The sequence below is a fragment of the Asticcacaulis sp. genome (genome assembly GCF_027484505.1).
In the GTDB taxonomy this organism is placed as follows: Bacteria; Pseudomonadota; Alphaproteobacteria; order Caulobacterales; family Caulobacteraceae; genus Asticcacaulis.
The window spans coordinates 1-19,423 of record NZ_JAIXSV010000274.1; the positions used below are offsets into that span (position 1 = coordinate 1).

Sequence of the window (19,423 nt, forward strand, 5' to 3'; positions counted from 1 at the left end):
ACGCGTTCAAAACAAGCCGCCGGTGAGACGTGCACGGCCTCGGCCAAAGCCTGATTGGTCATGCGCCCGTCCGCTTGCAGCAGGCGCAGAATCTTGCGGTCGATCTCATCCAGCATGGCGTTTTCCCGATCCGGTCTACGCAGAATATTTGCATAAAAATGGCAATAATAAATAAATATCCTTCGGTCAATTGCCGCAAAATTCCGAGGACATTTTCCATAAACCGGGCATACTTAAAAAAGTTTCATATACGACCATCCCGGAGCCTCCATGACGCCTGCCGACGCCCGCGCCCGCATGATCGCCCTTCATCGCGCCCCTGAGCCGGAGGTGCTGGCGGCCCTGCTGCCCGACGCCACGCTCGATACCGCCACACGTCAGCGGGTGATGGCGCAGGCGCGGCTGATCCTTCAGGACCTCAAGGCGGCGCAATCGACCGGCTGGGTCAATCGCTTCCTTCAGGAATACCGTCTGAATACGGCCGAAGGCGTGGCGCTGTTGTCGCTGGCCGAAGCCTATCTGCGCGTGCCCGATCCGGAAACGGCCAACCTTTTGATCCGCGACAAGATCGGCGATGCCGACTGGCGGGCGCACAAGGCGAAATCCGGCTCGGCTCTGGTCAATACGGCGACCTTTGGCCTGATCCTCACCCGCGCCCTGGTCGAAGACCCGCAACAGGCCGGCACGCTGAAAAAACTGATCACCCGTATGGGCGAACCGGTCATCCGTCAGGGTGTGGCCGTCGCCATGAAGATGATGGGGGAGGTCTTCGTCATGGGCCGCACCATTGACGAAGCGCTCGACGTCGCTGCCAAACCCGAAAACAAGGGCTTCACCGCCTCTTTCGATATGCTGGGGGAATCGGCGCGCACCTTTGCCAACGCCGAAAAATACTTTGCCGCCTATGAGCAGGCGCTGGATACGGTCGGCCGTTCACCCAAGGGGACCGGCCATTCCATTTCGATCAAGCTGTCGGCCCTGCACCCGCGTTATGAGGTCGCCAATCAGGAAACTTGCGTTCCGCAATTGATTGAGAAGATCCGCCATCTGGCCGCCAGGGCCGCGGGCTACAATATGGACCTGACCATAGACGCCGAAGAGACCGAGCGCCTGATGATCTCGCTCGACATCATCGAAGGCGTGCTGCGTGATCCGGTCCTGTCCGGCTGGGACGGCCTCGGCATGGCGGCGCAGGCCTATGGCAAGCGCGCCCGTCCGCTGATCGGCTGGGCGCAGGCCATCGGTCAGGAGACCGGTCATCGCCTTAAGGTGCGTCTGGTCAAGGGGGCCTATTGGGATTCGGAAATCAAGCGCGCTCAGGTCGAAGGCCTCAGCGACTATCCGCTGTTTACGCGCAAACCCGCGACCGATGTCTCCTACCTCGCCTGCGCCAGGGATATGCTGGACGCCTCGCACATCTGGCCGGCCTTTGCGGGCCACAATGCGTTGACGGTGGCGACGATCATGGAGTGGGCGGGCGAACGCCGCGACTTTGAATTCCAACGCCTGCACGGCATGGGCGAAGGTCTGCATGAGCGTCTGGTGCGTGATCTGGGCTATCATTGCCGCACCTATGCGCCCGTCGGTGGCCATAAGGAGCTGCTGGCCTATCTGGTGCGCCGCCTGCTGGAAAACGGCGCCAATTCGTCGTTCGTGCATCAACTGGCCGACCCAACTGTTAATGAGGAAACGCTTTTGTCCGATCCCGCCACCCACATCGCCGCCGTCAAAGGTCGCCCGCACCCGGCCATCCCCCTGCCCGCAGGCCTCTTTCCCGGCCGCCGCAATTCGCAGGGTCTGGACCTCAGCGATCAGGCCACACTTGATGCGACCTTGAGCGCGATTGCCGAAATCGGTGCGAAACCTCACGCCGCCACGGCGCTGGTGTCGGGCCAAGCAGTCAGCGGTACGGCCAAGACGGTAGTGCGTCCCGCGGACCCGTCGCAGCCCATCGGCACGGTCATCGAAGCCTCCGCCGACGACGTGGCGCGCGCCCTGAAGGCTGCCGATGCCGCCGCCGATCGCTGGGCCGCGACACCGGTCGAAGACCGTGCCGCCTGTCTGGAGCGCCTCGCTGACCTGCTGGAGACGCGCCGCCTCGAACTGATGGGGCTGTGCGTGCACGAGGCGGGGAAGACGATCGGTGACGCCGTGGCCGAAATCCGCGAAGCCGTCGATTTTTGCCGCTACTATGCCGTTAATGCGCGCGAACAGTTCAGCCCTGTGACCCTGCCGGGGCCGACGGGAGAAGTGAACGAACTGCGCCTTACCGGGCGAGGCACCTTTGCTTGCATTTCGCCATGGAATTTCCCGCTGGCCATTTTCATCGGGCAAGTGACCGCGGCTCTGGTCGCCGGAAACCCTGTGGTGGCCAAGCCCGCGCCGCAGACGCCGCTGATCGCTTTCCGCGCCGTGCAACTGGCGCATGAGGCCGGAATCCCGGTCGATGTGCTGCACTTCCTGCCCGGCGGCCCCGACGTCGGCGCGGCCCTGACCGCCTCAACGGCCGTGCATGGCGTCGCTTTTACGGGTTCGACCGGTACGGCGCGCGCCATCGCTCGCAGCCTGCTGAGCGACGACAGCCGCCCGCTTGTGCCGCTAATCGCCGAAACCGGCGGCCTCAACGCCATGATCGTCGATTCCACCGCCCTGCCGGAACAGGTGGTGGGCGATGTGGTGACCTCGGCCTTCCGCTCGGCCGGCCAGCGCTGCTCGGCCCTGCGCCTGCTGATCGTGCAGGAAGACGTGGCCGATACGATCATCCATATGCTTAAGGGCGCGATGGATGCACTGGTGCTGGGCGACCCGGCGGATATCCGTACCGATGTCGGACCGGTCATCGACGCCGCTGCGCATGATAAGTTACTTGCGTATCGCCAGTCGATGCAATCGCAATGGATTCATACGCTTGAATCCCCACAAAACGGTCTTTTTGTGCCGCCGACCCTGATCCGCCTCAACGCCATCGAAGACCTGTCGCAGGAATGGTTTGGCCCCATCCTGCACGTCGTCACCTGGAAGGCCGGTGAACTGGACAGCGTGGTCGCCCGCATCAATGCGCGGGGTTACGGCCTGACCATGGGGCTGCATTCGCGCGTCGCCGAAACGGCCGAACGGGTCAAGTCTTTGGCGAAGGTCGGCAATCTCTATGTCAACCGCTCGATGATCGGTGCGGTGGTCGGATCACAACCGTTTGGCGGTGAAGGCCTGTCCGGTACCGGCCCCAAGGCAGGCGGCCCGCACTATCTGTTGCGTTTTGCCAGTGAGCGCACCGTCTCCGTCGATACGACCTCGGCGGGCGGCAATGCCACCCTGTTGTCTCTGGCCGAAACAGACATCTGACGCCCTTTATTTCGGACGCCCCTTCTACTGATTGTCCGTTTACGGCTTCGGGGGCAGCCTCATCTTATCGGATGAGGTTGTCCTTGAGCATTCGTCGGCTCATTGGAGCCGCCTCATAGCTCACACTTTTTGCAACGCCTCATGTTTTCCCGAAAAGTGCCAAAAAGGGTTTCATAGTACTTTTCGGCATGAGGCTCTAAGAGGCCCGCTATGATGATCGACCTGAAGGTTCTGGAACACGCGCTTGACCGGCTGCTCTATGTCTATGCCACCGACGATGAGGCCGAAGGCGCCGTGGTGCGTGCGCTGGCCATACTGATCAGCGATCCCCTGCCGGACCTGACGGGCGAAGACATTACGCGCATCCACGCCTACATCTATCATGCGCTTCAGGGCTTTTATGCACCGACTATAGACTACCCGGCCATTCGCCGCGAATTCGTCACCGCCGTGCTGGCCGCGCGCAAAGGTAATTCGGTCCTACGCCGGATGATTGCCTGAGGTTGACGCCAACCTATGGGTCTGAACAATGCGGCTATTGGGGGTGGCCGTGACTCTGACAACGCAAAAAACCATTGCTCGCATTCTCAAGGTCAACCATGCCGGAGAATACGGCGCTATCCGCATCTACAGGGCTCAGCTATGGACCGCGCGCTGGCTTCAGCCCGATCTGGTGCCGTTCCTGACGGAAACGCTTTCCCACGAAATTGATCATTGTCGCCGTTTTCGTGAAAGCATGGGCGCTTACAAGACCCGACCATGCCATGCCATGTGGCTGTGGAGCACTCGAGGGTGGGTTTTAGGTTTAGCGACGGCACTGATGGGCCGCAATGCCGTCATGGCCTGCACTGCCGCTGTCGAAGGCAAGGTACACAGGCATCTGGACGAACAGATCGCCTTTCTGATGCGGGTGAACGACCCGCTGGCGGACCTGATCGCCGATATCCGCATACAGGAAATAGAGCACCTAGAATTTGCCCGCGCCCGCTTGAAGGAAACGACCTTGTCACGATTGATCGAAGCCTTTGTCGGCATAGCGACGGAAGGCGTTATCTGGCTATCGACGCAAGGGGCCGTAACCCGCATGGAACGCGGACTGCGCCGCTTGTAACCTTAACCTATACGTCGGACCGCCTGAATAATGTCACCAAAGTTACAATATCGGCGTTTTGTTTTCAAAATAATACAATTGTAACAAAATCGACTTAATTTATTTCATTATTGAATATAACGAAATTATATTGAAATATACTATGCTAAAATTACAATATACACCGACATATATACGGTATTTACGAGACAGTTTATTGACGTTTACGGGGCACTCCTTTTCATTTGATACGTTCTCGCTGCTTCCTCCCCTTCTGCGGCGATATTTGGAGCGTATAAATGAAAAAAGTCATACCCGGACGCTATGGGCTCAGCACAGCTCTTTGCACCGCTCTGGCTCTGACCGCGCTGGCCGTGCCGCAGGTTCAGGCGCAAACCGCCAAGGACAAGGAAAAGGCAGATAAAGCCGAAGCCAAACCCACAGAAGACACCGCCGTTCAGGAGGTTGTCGTCACCGGTTCACGCCTGCGTCGCACCGAATTCAACGCGACCTCGCCGGTGCAGATCATTTCGACCGAAAAGGCTGAGCTGGAAGGCGTGGTGGACACAACGCGCATCCTGCAAAGTTCAACCATTGCCGCCAGCGCCTCGCAAATTGATAACAGCTATACGGGCTATAACGTAACGGGTGGTCCCGGCGTCAACACCCTGTCGCTGCGTGGTCTGGGGGCCAATCGCACCCTGATCCTCATCAACGGTCACCGCGTCGGCCCGGCGGGCACGCGCGGTCAAGTCGGACCGGTGGATCTCAACACCATCCCCTCTTCCATCGTTGACCGCTACGAAATCCTGAAAGACGGCGCTTCGGCCATCTACGGGTCGGACGCCATCGCCGGCGTCGTCAACGTCGTGACCAAGAAGAAGTCGATTGGCGGCAGCTTCCGCGCCTTTGCCTCGGTGCCTGAGCACGGCGGCGGTGAAACCTATAATGCCAGCCTGAGCCAGTCGATTAATGAAGGCAAGTTCCACGGGCTGTTCAACCTCGACTATTACAAGCAGGAAGCACTGCGCCAGGGTGACCGCGACTATCTGGCCTGCCCGCAACAGCGCATCACCTATGCCGACGGCACCCGTGCTGACGTGGTCGATCCGGCGACGGGTGACTATAAATGCTACGGTCTGACGGCCAGCGTCCTCTATACGGGTAACTATTACGTCTTTGACTCGACCCAGGCGAACGGACTTAAGCGCGTCATCTATACCGGCGCAACGGCGGATGAATCGCGCAACTCACGCGCTACCGCGCCCTATATGCAGGACCGATACCTGTCGAAAACCGTCATTTCTCCGGTGACGCGCCGGTCGGTGAACTTCACCGGCGGCTATACCTTGGACAATGGCACCGAAGTCTATGGCGATTTCATGTACAACCGCCGCACTTCGCGTCAGGAGAGCTGGCGCCAGTTCTATCCGACCGTCAGCGCGTCGAACCCAAACAATATACTGAAGGCCACCAGCTATCCCATCATCCTGATCCCCTATAATGTCGATCAGGATGTGCACTATACCCGCGGTCTGCTGGGTGTTAAGGGTGATCTGCCGGAGATAGGCTTCCTGAAGGGCTGGACCTATGACGTTGCGGCTCAGATCTCGCTGAACAATTCCACCTATGGCTACGACTTCATCTATAATGACCGCGTCAATGCCACGGTGGGGGCCAGCGTCTGCAACACCGCGCTGCTGACCACGGCAACCAGCTGTCCTGCCGGCGGCGTCAAATATTATCGTCAGTCAACCGTCGAAACCGGCGTCTTCTCTCCCGAAGAAACCGCCTTCCTGTTTGGTTATGAACAGGGCAGCACCACCTATCGTCAGTCCTATGTCGAAGCCAGCATGTCGGGGGACCTGTTCACCCTGCCCGCCGGTCCGGTGGCCGCCAGCATCGGCGTTATGCTGCGTAAGGAGTATATCAACGATACGCCCGGAACGCAGGCGCAGAAGGCCAACTACTGGGGCCTGACCACGGCGGGGCAGACGGTCGGCAAGGACAATATCAACGAAGTCTATGTCGAATTCGGCGTGCCTGTCCTGAAGAACCTGCCGTTCGCCAAGACGCTGGATATCGCGGTTTCGAGCCGCTATAGCGACTACGACTCCTATGGCGAAAGCTCGACCTACAAGGCCAGCCTGAACTGGGCGGTTACGGACACCTTCCGCGTCCGCGGCTCGGAGGGCACCTCGTTCCGCGCGCCGTCACTGTATGAGCAATATCTTGGCAATCAGGTGGGTTATTCGACGCAGTTGGCGGTTGACCCGTGCATTAATTACGGCACTTCGTCGACCATTTCGGAAACGGTGAAAACCAACTGCGCGGCTCTGGGGCTCAGCACCACCTATGCCGGTCTGGGTTCCTCAGCTACGGTCTATACCGGCGGCGGTAGGGCGGCGGGCCTTCAGCCCGAAACCTCTGACAACCGCACGGTCGGCATGGTGTGGACGCCAAAGTTCACCAATGCCAGCGTAGCGATCGATTTCTTCGAAACGAAGATCAAAAACCAGATCACGACCTACGGCTCATACAACATCGTCTATGAGTGTATGAACTCTGTCGGTATGTCGTCGCCCTACTGCTCCTTGTTCACACGCGACCTCACCAGCGGCTCATCCACCTACGGCAGCGTTCGCACGATCCAGAACGCCTATGTCAACGTCGCCGAACAGTTCATGCGCGGGTTTGATCTGACCTTTGCTTATAACCGCCGGTTCAGCTTCGGCAACGTGTCGGTGTCCAGCCAGCACTCCTTTGTGCGCAAGTGGACCTATCAACTGAAGAACGCCTCCACGCCGACCAACTATCTCGGTTATGTGGGTTATCCGGAATATGTTGGTAACCTGACGGCTTCGCTGCGCCGTGGCACCTATACCTTCACCTATAGCGGCACCTTCGTGGGTGAAACGTCAGACTTCGACTATTACAAGACGAATTGCTACACCGGCACGCTGTTCGGCGTCGCCAATCAATCCTATTGCTATGACATGAATACTGAGTTCTATGCCAACCACACCCTCTCGCTACGCAAGTCGTTCGATCAGTGGAGCGTGATTGCCTCGGTGCGAAATGTCCTGGACGAAACGCCGCCGGAAATTTCCAACTACGGCGCGGCGCGTCTCGGCAATGCGGCCCTGACCAGCCAGTACGACCTTTTGGGGCGTACCTTTACCCTGTCCATCGAACGCAAGTGGTAAACGCGGTCAGATAAAAAAATACCCTGCTGGAATTAGCTCCAGCGGGGTATTTTTCAAAAAGAACCTACCCCCACAGGCCGTGGCGTTTCGCAAAGGCCTCAAACAGCGACATATAGGGCTGATCCTGACCATTGACGCGCAGGCCGTGGCCGCCGTTTTCGAAGATATGCAGCTCCGTCGGTGTCTTCTGCGCGCGCAGGGCCTGATAGAGGATCAGGCTGTTTTCCGCAGGGACCGTCCGGTCGTCCCCCGCGTGGGCGAGGAAGGTTGGCGGCATATCCTTAGGCAGATTGAACTCCAGCGACACCTTGCGCTTTTGCTCATCCGTGCCGCCATTCGGGAACATGGCCTTGACCGAACCGCCATGCGCGTAAGGCGCCAGCATGGTCATCACCGGATAGAACATGCCGGTCACCAGCGGCTTGGTCGGCTGCGTATCGGCCGCATCGACCGGCGCATAGGTTTCACGCCCGAAACTTTCCGAAAGCCATCCGGCCAGATGCCCACCCGCCGAAAAGCCGATGACGCCGATACGGTTCGGGTCGATGCCAAAGTCTTTGGCGCGGTGGCGGATAAGACGGATGGCGCGCTGAGCGTCCTGCAATGGCGCTTCGGGCCCTGCGCCCCAACCGTCGGCCGGCAGACGATAGGTCATAACAAACACCGTCGTGCCGCGATCGGCAAAGTCCTTGTCCGTGCCGCCACCTGCGCGACTCACGGCTACGCGCACATAGCCGCCGCCGGGGATCATCAGAATGGCTGCACCATTCGGATTTTTCGGTCGCCGCACCATAAGGATTGGTTCCGTCACATGGGTTGCCGCTGTGTCGTTCGGATTCCCCTCTTTGGGGTTGCGCAGAATCCACTCTTCCCTGACCGTCACGCCCGTGGCCCCCGGCACCTTGCCCTTGGGCCACAGGGGAAAGCTCTCCAGCGGCGGCAGAAGAGGCACCTTCATCCCCTCGGCTACCAGCGGTGCCCCGGAATCCTGCGCAAAGGCCACCACGGGCCACAGGGCCGAAGCGGCAGCACTGGCCAATATCTGACGGCGATCCAAAGAGATGGGCATGGCGGGGCTCCCTGCGCGATGTTGATTATTTCTGCGCAGTTTAGAGCCTAAACGCGATTTGACAAGCCGACAGCGACAACAAAGACCGTTGCCTCCCCGCTATTTGTCTGGCAAGTTCATCTCACAGGTAAATCATCGTTTTAAATGAGACGGGCGCGACAGGCCTCGTCCACGGGAGGTCCGCATGTTTCTTTTGCCCTTGGCCATGGCGGCTCAGGTCGTCACCATGTCTCCGGACAAGGCGCTTCAGATCGCGATTTCCGAAGATGGCCGGACCTTTTCGGTCACACGGCGTTCTGAGCCGCTGATCATTAATTCGCCTCTGGGCCTCGATCTGGCCGAAGGGCCGGACCTGTCGGCACTCAAACTGCAAAAGGTCGAGCGCGGGACCGTGGACCGCACCCTACCTCTGGTCGCCACCAAGGCCGCCAAGGCGCGCGACCACTACAGCTTTGCGCGCCTGAAGTTCGAGGCGACCGACGCCGCCCGCACACCGCTGGAAATCGAAGTGCGCGCCTATGATGACGGCGTCGCCTTCCGCTACATAGTGCGCGACACACCGGTCAAACTGCGCGCCGAAAAGACGCAGTTCCGCTTCAGCACCGACCTGTCCTGCTTCGTCAGCGAATACACCTCCTCGCACGAAAACAACTGGACGAAACTCAAGGTGTCTCAACTGGATGCGGCCAAAACTTACGACATCCCGGCCCTGTGCACCTCAGCCAAAGGCCATACGGCGCTGGCGCTCGCCCAGTCGGGCATTGCCGGTTACACCAGCTCCGGTCTGGTCCCCGACGGACAGGGGTTCCGGGTCAGACTGTCGCCGCGCCCGGACGACACCTCCCTCGCCTATGTGGGGCAGGGCGTGACAACGGCATGGCGCGTCGTGATGACCGCCGACCGTGCGGGCGACCTGATCGCCTCCCCTTTGCTGGGCAATCTGGCACCGCAGCCGCAGGGCGATTTCAGCTGGGTGAAACCGGGTATGGCGGCCTGGGACTGGTGGTCGGGCCCGACTTCTGCCGACAAACCGACTATGGAACGCTTCCGTCGCTTTATTGATTTTGCCGCCGAAAACCACTTCCCCTATTTCCTGATCGATGCCGGCTGGGCGCTCAATGCCACCGGCTGCTGCGATGCCGACCCGAAGACCGACATCACGCACGCCGACCCGGCCATCGACATGCCGGCTCTGGTCAAATACGCCAAAGACCGCGGCGTTGGCCTTCTGCTGTGGGTGCACTGGAAACACATCGAACCGCGCATGGACGAGGTGCTGCGCACCTATAGCGACTGGGGCATCAAGGGCGTCAAGGTCGATTTCATGGAACGCGACGATCAGGAGATGGTCGCCTTCTATGAACGTCTGGCTAAGGCGACCGCCGAACACCGTCTGCTGCTCGATATGCATGGCGCCTTTCCGCCGGGCGGCCTGTCGCGCACCTACCCCAACTATATCACGCAGGAAGGCGTGCTGGGGGCCGAGTACGACAAGTTCCCGTCGAAGCGCGTGACGGCGGCGCACAATGTGCATCTGGCCTATACGCGGATGCTGCTGGGGCCGATGGACTATACACCCGGCGGCTTCCGCAATGGCGTACCCGAAGGCTATAAGCCGACCGAGGTCATGCCCTCGACCCAGACCCGTCGCGGTCAGGCTCTGGCCATGTACGTCGTATACGACAGCCCGCTGCAAATGGTCTCGGACGACCCGTCGGCCTATGTCCATGCGCCGGGGTTCGCGTTTATCCGCGAGGTGCCGACCGCCTGGGACGAAACGCGCTTTATAGGCGGCGAACCGGATCAGTATATCGCTCTGGCCCGCCGCAAGGGGAAGACCTGGTATATCGGCCTGATGAATGACAATCAGGCCCGCACGGTCAAACTGCCGCTGAACTTCCTGCCCAAGGGCACCTTTACCGCCCGCCTGTGGACCGACGGCACCCAACCGACCGATATCGTCACCTCAACGCAAAAGGTGTCGAACACCAACGTGCTAACCCTCGACACCCAACCCTCCGGCGGGAGTGTGGTGGTGGTTGAGATGGAAAAGTGAAACTGTAAGCTGTCCGATTAGCGTGTACGGTTATGACACACGACCGATTTGCGCCCAAAGGCGCTCATTTATGGGATGCTGACCCGTCCCACCCCAGCGGACTTTGGCCTATACAAAATCTATATGCGGACTGTTTGCATCTATACACCCGCTATATGCACTGAGGCGTAAACCGCATCCGTTGATCTTATCGATAACGGAGGGCGTCATGGCCATCGTCTATCTTGTAGCCGGCATTGGGTTTTTTGCTCTGTGTCTGGCCTTTGTCCGCTTCGCTGACCGCCTGCGCGAGGGCGGACAATGACCGCGCTCTACATTGCTTCTGCCATCATAGTGGTGGCTCTGGCGGGCTATCTGATCGTCGCCCTGATCAAGCCCGAACTCTTCCCCTAATCCGGACAATTGAACATGTTCCTCGGTATCACCTCCGCAGGCTGGCTTCAGCTTGTGTTGTATATGGCTGCGCTGACGGCGCTGGCTGTGCCGCTCGGCGGCTATGTGGCGCGCGTCCTGTCGGGTCAGCGCAATTGGCTCAGTCCGGTCTTCACACGCGTTGAAGGCCTTATCTACGCTATGGGCGATGTCCGGCCCGATCAGGACATGACGTGGAAGGATTACGCTGCCGCCGTCATCCTGTTTTCGTTCGGCGGGTTTATTCTGCTGTTCGGGCTTTTGCTGACGCAAGGCGTTCTGCCACTTAATCCGCAGCACCTGCCCAATCTCACGCCGGATCTGGCGTTCAATACAGCGGTCAGCTTCGTCACCAATACCAACTGGCAGTCCTATGCCGGCGAAACGACCCTGAGCTATTTCAGCCAGATGGTCGGCCTGACCGTGCAGAACTTCGTGTCGGCCGCCGTCGGCATCGCCGTCCTGGCCGCGCTCATCCGGGGTCTGACGGGTCAGACGACGGACAAGCTCGGTAACTTCTGGGTCGATCTGGTCCGCATCAATCTCTACATCCTTCTGCCTCTGGCGCTGATCGTCGCGGTAGCGCTCAGCAGTCAGGGCGTCATCCAGACCTTTGCCAGCTACGTCACCGCCCACACGCTCGAAGGCGCCAGCCAGACCATTGCTGTGGGTCCCGTGGCGTCACAGGAAGCGATCAAGATGCTGGGCACCAATGGGGGTGGGTTCTTCAACACCAACTCCGCGCACCCGTTTGAGAACCCGACCCCCCTGTCGAACCTGATCGAGATGCTGTCGATCCTGCTCATCCCGGCGGCTCTGTGTTTTACCTTTGGCAAGATGATCGGCGACCGCAGACAGGGCATCGCGATCTTCGCGGCCATGACGCTGGTCTTTGTGCCGCTGACCGCCGCCTGCATCGGGCTGGAACAGGCCGGCAATCCGCATCTGGTGGCCGCCGGGGCGGATACCGCTCCGAATATGGAAGGACCCGCCACCGCGCAAGCCGGTGGCAATATGGAAGGTAAAGACACGCGCTTCGGCATCGCCAATTCGGCCATATGGGCGACCGCGACCACAGCCGCCTCGAACGGCTCGGTCAACGCCATGCACGACAGCTTCACGCCGCTGGGCGGGCTGATCCCGATGATCCTGATGCAGTTCGGTGAAGTCATCTATGGCGGCGTCGGCTCCGGGCTTTACGGCATGCTGGTCTTTGTCATCCTGACGGTCTTCATCGCGGGCCTGATGGTCGGGCGCACGCCGGAATATCTCGGCAAGAAGATCGGTGCGTTTGAGATCAAGATGGCCTCCATGGCGGTGCTCCTGCCCTGCGCCCTCGTGCTGATCTGCACGGCGGTGGCCGTGCTGACACCCTGGGGTCAGGCCGGTATCTATAATCCGGGGGCACAGGGCTTTTCCGAAGTGCTTTATGCCTTCACCTCAGCGGCGAACAATAACGGGTCCGCCTTTGCCGGTCTGAGCGCCAATACCCCCTTCTACAATTCACTGCTTGGCCTGTGCATGTTGTTTGGCCGCTTCTTCGTGCTGCTGCCGGTGCTGGCCATTGCGGGTTCACTCGCCGCCAAGCGTACCGTTCCCGCCTCTGCCGGAACCCTTCCGACCCATACGCCGCTGTTCGTCGTCTTCCTGATCGGCGTCATCGTCCTCGTCGGCGTCCTGACCTATGCCCCGGCGCTGGTGCTGGGCCCGGTCATCGAACACCTGAACCTGATCAAGGGCTAATCCTATGTCCGCACCTTCGCAAACCCATAAAACCGACTTCAGGCTGGCCGTTCTTCAGGCCATCCAGCGGCTCGATCCGCGCTATCAGGCGCGCAATCCGGTGATGTTCCTGGTCTGGGTCGGGTCGATCATCACCACCCTCATCCTGGCCATCATGCTGGCCGTTCCCGGCACGGTCATCGGCGGCGGCCAGCCCGTCTGGTTCGTCGGCCTGATCGCCTTCTGGCTGTGGTTCACGGTCCTGTTTGCCAACTTCGCCGAGTCCCTCGCCGAAGGGCGCGGCAAGGCGCAGGCCGACAGCCTTAAGATGGCGCGCCGCGATGTCGAAGCCCGCAAGCTCGATAAGTCGGGCAAGCTGACTACGGTCGCCGCCAGCACCCTGCGTAAGGGAGATACGGTCCGCGTCGAGGCCGGGGACATCGTCCCCGCCGACGGGCAGGTCATCGAAGGCATTGCCAGCGTCGATGAAAGCGCCATCACCGGCGAGTCCGCCCCGGTTATCCGTGAATCCGGCGGCGACCGCGACGCGGTGACCGGAGGCACGCGCGTCCTCAGCGACTGGGTCATCGTGCGCGTCACCGCTGATCCGGGCGAGAGCTTCCTCGACAAGATGATCGGTCTCGTCGAGTCCGCCAAACGTCAGAAGACCCCCAATGAAATCGCCTTGTCCATCCTGCTGGCGGCCCTGACTCTGGTCTTCCTGATGGCCTGCGCCACGCTTTTGCCGTTCTCGCTGTTCAGCGTCGCAAAGGCCGGATCGGGCACGGTCATCTCCATCACCGTCCTCATCGCCCTGCTCGTCTGCCTGATACCGACGACCATAGGCGGGCTTTTGTCGGCCATCGGTATTTCGGGTATGCAGCGCCTGATCAAGGCCAATGTCATCGCCACCTCTGGCCGGGCGGTCGAAGCCGCGGGCGACGTCAATGTGCTGCTGCTGGACAAGACCGGCACCATCACCTTCGGCAACCGTCAGGCGGTCGAGTTCTTCCCCGCCCCGAATGTCAGCCTTCAGCAACTGGCCGAAGCCGCCGAACTGTCGTCGCTGGCCGACGAAACGCCCGAAGGCCGCTCGATCGTCGCCCTGGCCCGTGGGCAGTACGGCTTGCCGGAGCGCTCGGCCGCCGACCTCAAGGCTGAATTCATTCCGTTTTCAGCGGAACAGCGCGTGTCGGGCATTGTCATCAACGAGCGCCATATTCTGAAAGGCGCCGGCGATGCCATTGCGGGCCTGATCAACCTCAAGGGCGGGCTGGTCCCCGCCGAGGTCACCACCGTCGTCGAGGACATTGCCAAAAAGGGCGGCACGCCCCTGATGGTGGCCGAAGGGCCGAAGGTTCTGGGCGTGATCTACCTTAAGGACATCGTCAAACCGGACATCAAGGTGCGTCTGGCCGAACTGCGCAAGATGGGCATTAAGAGCGTGATGATCACCGGTGACAACCCGCTGACGGCGGCGGCCATCGCGTCGGAGGCCGGTGTCGATGACTTTGTGGCCGAAGCCACGCCGGAGACCAAGCTCAGATATATCCGCAAGATGCAGGAAGGGGGCGAGATGGTCGCCATGGTCGGCGACGGCACCAATGATGCCCCGGCACTGGCGCAATCGGACGTGGCCGTGGCCATGAACTCCGGCACGCAGGCCGCCAAGGAGGCCGGGAACATGGTCGATCTCGACTCCGATCCGACCAAGCTGATCGAGATTGTGGAGATCGGCAAACAACTGCTGATGACGCGCGGGGCGCTGACGACGTTCAGCATCTCGAACGATCTGGCCAAGTATTTTGCCATCATTCCGGCGGCCTTTGCCACGACCTATCCGGCGCTGGGGGTGCTCAATGTCATGGGCCTGTCGTCCCCGCAAAGCGCCATCCTTTCGGCGGTCATCTTCAATGCGCTGATCATCATTGCCCTGATCCCGCTGGCGCTGAAGGGGGTGAAGTACCGGGCCGAGTCCGCATCCCACATGCTGACCCGCCACGCGCTGATTTACGGGCTGGGCGGCATTGTGGCGCCCTTCATCGGCATCAAGCTGATCGATATGGGCCTGACCGTGGTCGGTCTGGTTTAACCCCACACAAAGGACAACCCTCGTGTCACTGATCAAACACATCCAACCCACCGTCGTCTCTCTGGCCGTCTTCACCGTTCTGTTTGGCGGCGTGTATCCGCTGGCGACCACGGCCATCGTCCAGACCGCCTTTCATGATAAGGCTGAGGGCTCGCTGATCCGCGACGGTCAGACCGTCATCGGTTCGCGCCTGATCGGGCAAAACTTCAGCCAGCCTCAGTATCTGTGGGGTCGCCTCTCCGCCACAGGGCCCGCCCCCTACAACGCCGCCGCCTCGTCAGGCTCCAATTACGGGGTGAATAATCCCGCCCTGATCGAAGCGGCAAAGGCCCGCCGCGACGCGCTGAACCTGACCGGCCCCGTGCCCGTTGATCTGCTCACGGCGTCGGGCTCTGGCCTTGATCCGCACATCAGCCCGGCGGCGGCGGCGGTACAGGTGCCGCGTATCGCTGCTGCCCGCCACATGCCGGAACAGCGCGTGCGTGACGCCATCGCCGCGGCGACGCAAACGCCCGATTTCGGAGTCCTCGGCGAAGCCCGCGTCAATGTGCTAGAGGTGAATCTGCGACTCGATGGAAGGCTGAAGTGAAGGCAGACACCCGACCCGACCCCGATAAACTGCTCGCCCTCGTCAGCCATGACGCGGGCGGCCTGTTGCGCGGGCGGCTGAAGATTTTCTTCGGTGCCTCCGCCGGGGTGGGCAAGACGTTCGCCATGCTGAGCGAGGCGCGGCGGCTTCACGCCGAAGGCCGAAACGTCATTATCGGTGTGGCGGAACACCACAATCGCCCGGAAACCCTGGCCCTGCTCGATGGCCTGCCCGTCCTGCCGCAAAAAACGATCGAGCATCGAGGCGTCAGCGTGCGGGCGTTCGATCTCGACGCCGCCCTGCATATGAAACCCGATCTGATTCTGGTCGATGAATACGCCCATACCAATGCGCCCGGCTCACGCCACCCCAAGCGCTGGCAGGATATTGAGGAGCTGCTGGAAAACGGCATCGACGTCTACACCACGCTGAATGTCCAGCACCTCGAAAGCCTTAATGACGTGGTGGCACGGCTGACCGGCGTCTGGGTCAAGGAGACCGTGCCGGATGTCGCGTTTGACGAAGCCGATGAAATCGCGCTGATCGACATTCCGCCCGAAGACCTGTTGCAGCGCCTGTCGGAGGGCAAGGTCTATGTCGCCGAAGGCGCGCCGCAGCGGGCCGCCGACAACTTCTTCAAAAAAGGCAATCTCGGCCGCCTGCGGGAACTGGCGCTGCGTCGGGCCGCCGAGCGGGTGGATGCCGATAATGACGCCTTCAGCGCGGCTATGGGGCAATCCGAAGCGGCCACGGGCGACAAGATTCTGGTGCTGGTGGGGCCGGACGCGCTGTCCGAACGCCTGATCCGCCACACCAAGCGCATGGCCGACCGTTCGCGCGCGCCGTGGTCTGCCCTCTACCTGCAAACGGACCGGCACGAAACCCTGTCCGACAAGGCCCGCCTGAGGGTGGAGCACCATCTGCGGCTGGCCGAAAAGCTGGGTGGGCGCGTCGTGCGTCTGATCGCCGGTGGTGCCGCAGCGACCATCCTTGGCTACGCGCGCCACAATGGGTTTACGCGTCTGGTGCTGGGCCACAGCCGGCCCGTCTGGTGGCGCTTAGGCCTGCCCTCGCTGTCACAAAAGCTGATGGCTCAGGGAGCCGGACTGGAGATTACTACGCTCACGGCGGAACAGACCGAGCTAAGGCCCCGCGACCCCATCGGGCACACTCTTTTTGCCACGGCCCCCCGCACCTACCTGATGGCGGGTGTGGCGGTCGGGGTCTCGACCCTTTTGGGCCTGCCCTTTCGTGAGATGATCGACCCGGACAGTCTGGTCATGCTGTACCTGACCGGCGTGGTTATCGTCGCGGCGCGCTACGGCATCGGGCCGTCAGTCCTGTCGTCGATCCTGTCGGTTGCGGCGTTCAACTGGTTCTTTATCAAGCCCTATTACAGCTTCACCTTTGACAATATCAGCTACGTCCTGACCTTCGCGGTCATGCTGGCGACCTCATTGATCGTCGGCTCACTGACGGCACGCCTGTCGCTGCACGTCCGGCTGGCGAGGCGGGGCGAGGCCGAAACCCGCTTGCTTTATGATCTCTCCCGCGCCCTTTCGGCGGCACGAGGTATCGAGGAGATAGGCGACGCGGTCCGCCGGGGTTTGACGGCGGCCTTTGATGTCGAGGTCGCCTTGTGGAACGACGGCGCTCAGATCACCGGCGTCCCTGAAACCGATCCGCGCGAGTTGGGGGCCATGCAGTGGGTGGCACAAAACCGCCAGATTGCGGGGCGGCATACCGACACCCTTCCGTCCGCCAGCGGCCTCTACGTACCATTACCCGGCGAACCGGGCGTGCTGGGGCTGACGCCGCGCGACCGCAACCGTCAGTTCACCGGGGCCGAGTGGCTGGTGTTTGAAACCGTCGCCAGCCTGATCGCCAGCGCTTTGCAGCGCGCCCGCCAAAGCCGGGAAGCCGAAAGCGCCCGCGTCGAAACCGAGAATGAAAAGCTGCGCAATGTCCTGCTGGCCTCCGTCTCGCACGATCTTAAGACGCCGCTGACCGTGATGAATGGCGCGGTCGCGTCACTGCTGAAGATGCGCAAAAAACTGCCGCGCGAAGCGGTCGATGAGCTGACCTCGCTGTGGGGGCATCTGACCGGCCTGCAAAAGTTCGTGGCCAACCTGCTGCGGATGGCGGCCATCACATCGGGCCAGCTCAAGCTCAACTTTGGGCCCTACCTCATTCAGGAAATCGCCGGGGCGGCCTTGCAGCGCATTGATCCGCAGAAGGGAGACCGTCAGCTTCGCACGGTCACGACCGGACAGATTCCGATGGTCAATATCGACGGGGCCCTGATCGAACAGGTGCTGATCAACCTGCTGGAAAATGCCATCGCCCATACGTCGGACGACGGCATCATCACCCTCAGTTTTGAGGCCGACGCGGACCGTGTGCGCGTCAGGGTCAGTGACAACGGGCCGGGCCTGCCCCCCGGTGAAGAAGATCAGATTTTTGAAAAGTTCCACCGGGCAGGCGGGCTGTCTTCGGATCGGTTAAGCTCTGATCGCTCAGGTCAGAGTAACGGTCTGGGTCTGGCGATCTGCAAAGGGATAATCGAAGCGCACGGCGGCCTGATCTATGCCAAGACCAACCCCACCGGTGGCGCCAGCTTTATCTTTACCCTGCCAGCCTATACACACGCCGTATGACCAAGGTTCTGATCATCGAAGACGAAGGCGATATCCGCCGCCATCTGCGCGCCATCCTCTCCGCGCAGGGTCACGAAGTGCTTGAAGCCGGCAATGCGCAGGACGGCCTGAAAGCGCTGACGCTCAATGCCCCCGATCTGCTCATTCTTGACCTGGGCCTGCCGGATCAGGACGGGCAGGACGTCATCCCGTCCCTGCGCGAATGGTCGCAAATCCCCATCATCGTGCTGTCGGCGCGTGAGCAGGAGGCGGACAAGATCAGGGCCCTTGAAAACGGTGCCGACGATTACCTCACCAAGCCCTTTGCCCCCGGCGAATTGCTGGCCCGCATTAAGGTGGCGCTGCGGCACGCCCAAAAGCAGAGCGAGGTGCCGCAGGTCTTTGAGCGTAACGGGCTTAAGGTCGATACGGCCGCCCGGCGCGTATGGCTTGAGGGAGAAAGCGTCCACCTGACGCCGATCGAATACAAGCTGCTCTCAGCCTTTATTGCCCATCCGGGTAAGGTCCTGACCCACGCCCAGCTTCTCAAGGCGGTGTGGAATCGCCACACCTCGGACCAGACCCATTACCTGCGCATTCATACCCAGCACCTGCGCGAAAAGCTGAAAGATGATCCGCTCAAGCCCCGGTTTATCCTGACCGAACCGGGCATTGGCTATCGCTTTCAGGATTAGGGCGTGACGATAAGCTGCTATGTACGGTTCCCACTGCAACTCGACAGTGACCCATGGCCGCTAAGGGCCAAAAACGGCCCCTACCCCATCGTGGGAATTACGAAGCTCTGATCGACCACCACGTCGCCCTGCGGCCATCTTTGGGTGACGGTTTTTGTGCGGGTGTAGAAGCGCACGCCGTCCATGCCGTACTGGTTGAGGTCGCCAAAGCCCGAGCGCTTCCAGCCGCCGAAGCTGTGATAGGCCACGGGCACCGGGATGGGCACATTGATACCGACCATGCCGACCTCGACCTGTGAGGCGAACTCGCGCGCCGCATCGCCATTGCGCGTGAAGAGGGCTACGCCATTGCCGTAAGGATGCTGTGACGGCAGGCGGATGGCTTCCTCCAAGGTTTTGGCCCGCACGATTTGCAGCACCGGGCCGAAGATTTCGTCCTGATAGGTCTGCATGGCGGGCGTCACATGGTCGAACAGGCTGGGGGCCAGGAAGAAGCCCTCCTCATGCCCCTGAAG

At 61.0% G+C, this 19,423-nt stretch carries 14 protein-coding genes; 11 read left to right on the forward strand and 3 right to left on the reverse strand.

From position 1 onward, the window contains the following. Nucleotides 1-116: AsnC family transcriptional regulator (locus Q0072_RS16000; protein ID WP_298332165.1), on the reverse strand; the 116-nt coding region annotated here is incomplete at its 3' end. Nucleotides 117-270: 154 nt separating this feature from the next. Here Q0072_RS16000 and putA point away from each other — a divergent pair. The 4 genes from putA to Q0072_RS16020 all read left to right on the forward strand — a co-directional run bounded on the left by putA (nucleotide 271) and on the right by Q0072_RS16020 (nucleotide 7,638). Continuing rightward, nucleotides 271-3,342, forward strand: a complete 3,072-nt coding sequence (putA, locus tag Q0072_RS16005) for a bifunctional proline dehydrogenase/L-glutamate gamma-semialdehyde dehydrogenase PutA (RefSeq protein WP_298332134.1) — start codon at nucleotides 271-273, stop codon at nucleotides 3,340-3,342. Between the two features lie 210 nt (nucleotides 3,343-3,552). Further along, nucleotides 3,553-3,843, forward strand: a complete 291-nt coding sequence (locus tag Q0072_RS16010) for a hypothetical protein (protein WP_272740103.1) — start codon at nucleotides 3,553-3,555, stop codon at nucleotides 3,841-3,843. A 49-nt stretch (nucleotides 3,844-3,892) separates the two neighbouring features. Continuing rightward, entirely contained in the window at nucleotides 3,893-4,453 is a 561-nt protein-coding gene (locus Q0072_RS16015; protein WP_298332139.1) for a demethoxyubiquinone hydroxylase family protein, read from the forward strand. Nucleotides 4,454-4,731: 278 nt separating this feature from the next. Beyond that, the gene (locus tag Q0072_RS16020) at nucleotides 4,732-7,638 is read left to right on the forward strand and encodes a TonB-dependent siderophore receptor (RefSeq protein WP_298332142.1); all 2,907 of its coding nucleotides are present in this window, start codon (nucleotides 4,732-4,734) and stop codon (nucleotides 7,636-7,638) included. A 64-nt stretch (nucleotides 7,639-7,702) separates the two neighbouring features. On the opposite strand, the gene Q0072_RS16025 is transcribed toward Q0072_RS16020, so the two are convergent. After that, entirely contained in the window at nucleotides 7,703-8,707 is a 1,005-nt protein-coding gene (locus Q0072_RS16025; RefSeq protein ID WP_298332145.1) for an alpha/beta hydrolase, read from the reverse strand. A gap of 184 nt (nucleotides 8,708-8,891) precedes the next feature. On the opposite strand from Q0072_RS16025, the gene Q0072_RS16030 reads away from it, so the two are divergent. The 7 genes from Q0072_RS16030 (at nucleotide 8,892) to Q0072_RS16060 (ending at nucleotide 18,908) form a co-directional block, all read left to right on the forward strand. Beyond that, nucleotides 8,892-10,763 carry a glycoside hydrolase family 97 protein gene (locus Q0072_RS16030; RefSeq protein WP_298332148.1) on the forward strand — a complete coding sequence of 624 codons (1,872 nt, stop codon included), beginning with the start codon at nucleotides 8,892-8,894 and terminating at the stop codon, nucleotides 10,761-10,763. Between the two features lie 300 nt (nucleotides 10,764-11,063). Further along, the gene (gene kdpF, locus Q0072_RS16035; protein ID WP_126422718.1) at nucleotides 11,064-11,156 is read left to right on the forward strand and encodes a K(+)-transporting ATPase subunit F; all 93 of its coding nucleotides are present in this window, start codon (nucleotides 11,064-11,066) and stop codon (nucleotides 11,154-11,156) included. A 15-nt stretch (nucleotides 11,157-11,171) separates the two neighbouring features. Then, entirely contained in the window at nucleotides 11,172-12,917 is a 1,746-nt protein-coding gene (kdpA, locus tag Q0072_RS16040) for a potassium-transporting ATPase subunit KdpA (RefSeq protein ID WP_298332151.1), read from the forward strand. Between the two features lie 4 nt (nucleotides 12,918-12,921). After that, nucleotides 12,922-14,988, forward strand: coding sequence for a potassium-transporting ATPase subunit KdpB (gene kdpB, locus Q0072_RS16045; RefSeq protein WP_298332154.1), 2,067 nt, complete (start codon nucleotides 12,922-12,924; stop codon nucleotides 14,986-14,988). Nucleotides 14,989-15,016: 28 nt separating this feature from the next. Continuing rightward, nucleotides 15,017-15,577 carry a potassium-transporting ATPase subunit KdpC gene (gene kdpC, locus Q0072_RS16050; RefSeq protein ID WP_298332168.1) on the forward strand — a complete coding sequence of 187 codons (561 nt, stop codon included), beginning with the start codon at nucleotides 15,017-15,019 and terminating at the stop codon, nucleotides 15,575-15,577. Continuing rightward, a complete protein-coding gene (locus Q0072_RS16055; protein ID WP_298332157.1) occupies nucleotides 15,574-18,234 on the forward strand; it encodes a sensor histidine kinase KdpD in 2,661 nt (886 codons plus the stop codon). The genes kdpC and Q0072_RS16055 overlap by 4 nt, the downstream gene beginning before the upstream one ends. Continuing rightward, on the forward strand, nucleotides 18,231-18,908 hold the full coding sequence (locus Q0072_RS16060) for a response regulator (protein WP_298332159.1): 678 nt from the start codon (nucleotides 18,231-18,233) through the stop codon (nucleotides 18,906-18,908). The genes Q0072_RS16055 and Q0072_RS16060 overlap by 4 nt, the downstream gene beginning before the upstream one ends. An 80-nt stretch (nucleotides 18,909-18,988) precedes the next feature. Here Q0072_RS16060 and Q0072_RS16065 read toward each other — a convergent pair. Further along, a partial coding sequence (locus Q0072_RS16065; protein WP_298332162.1) for an aldehyde dehydrogenase family protein occupies nucleotides 18,989-19,423 on the reverse strand: 435 nt, incomplete at its 5' end.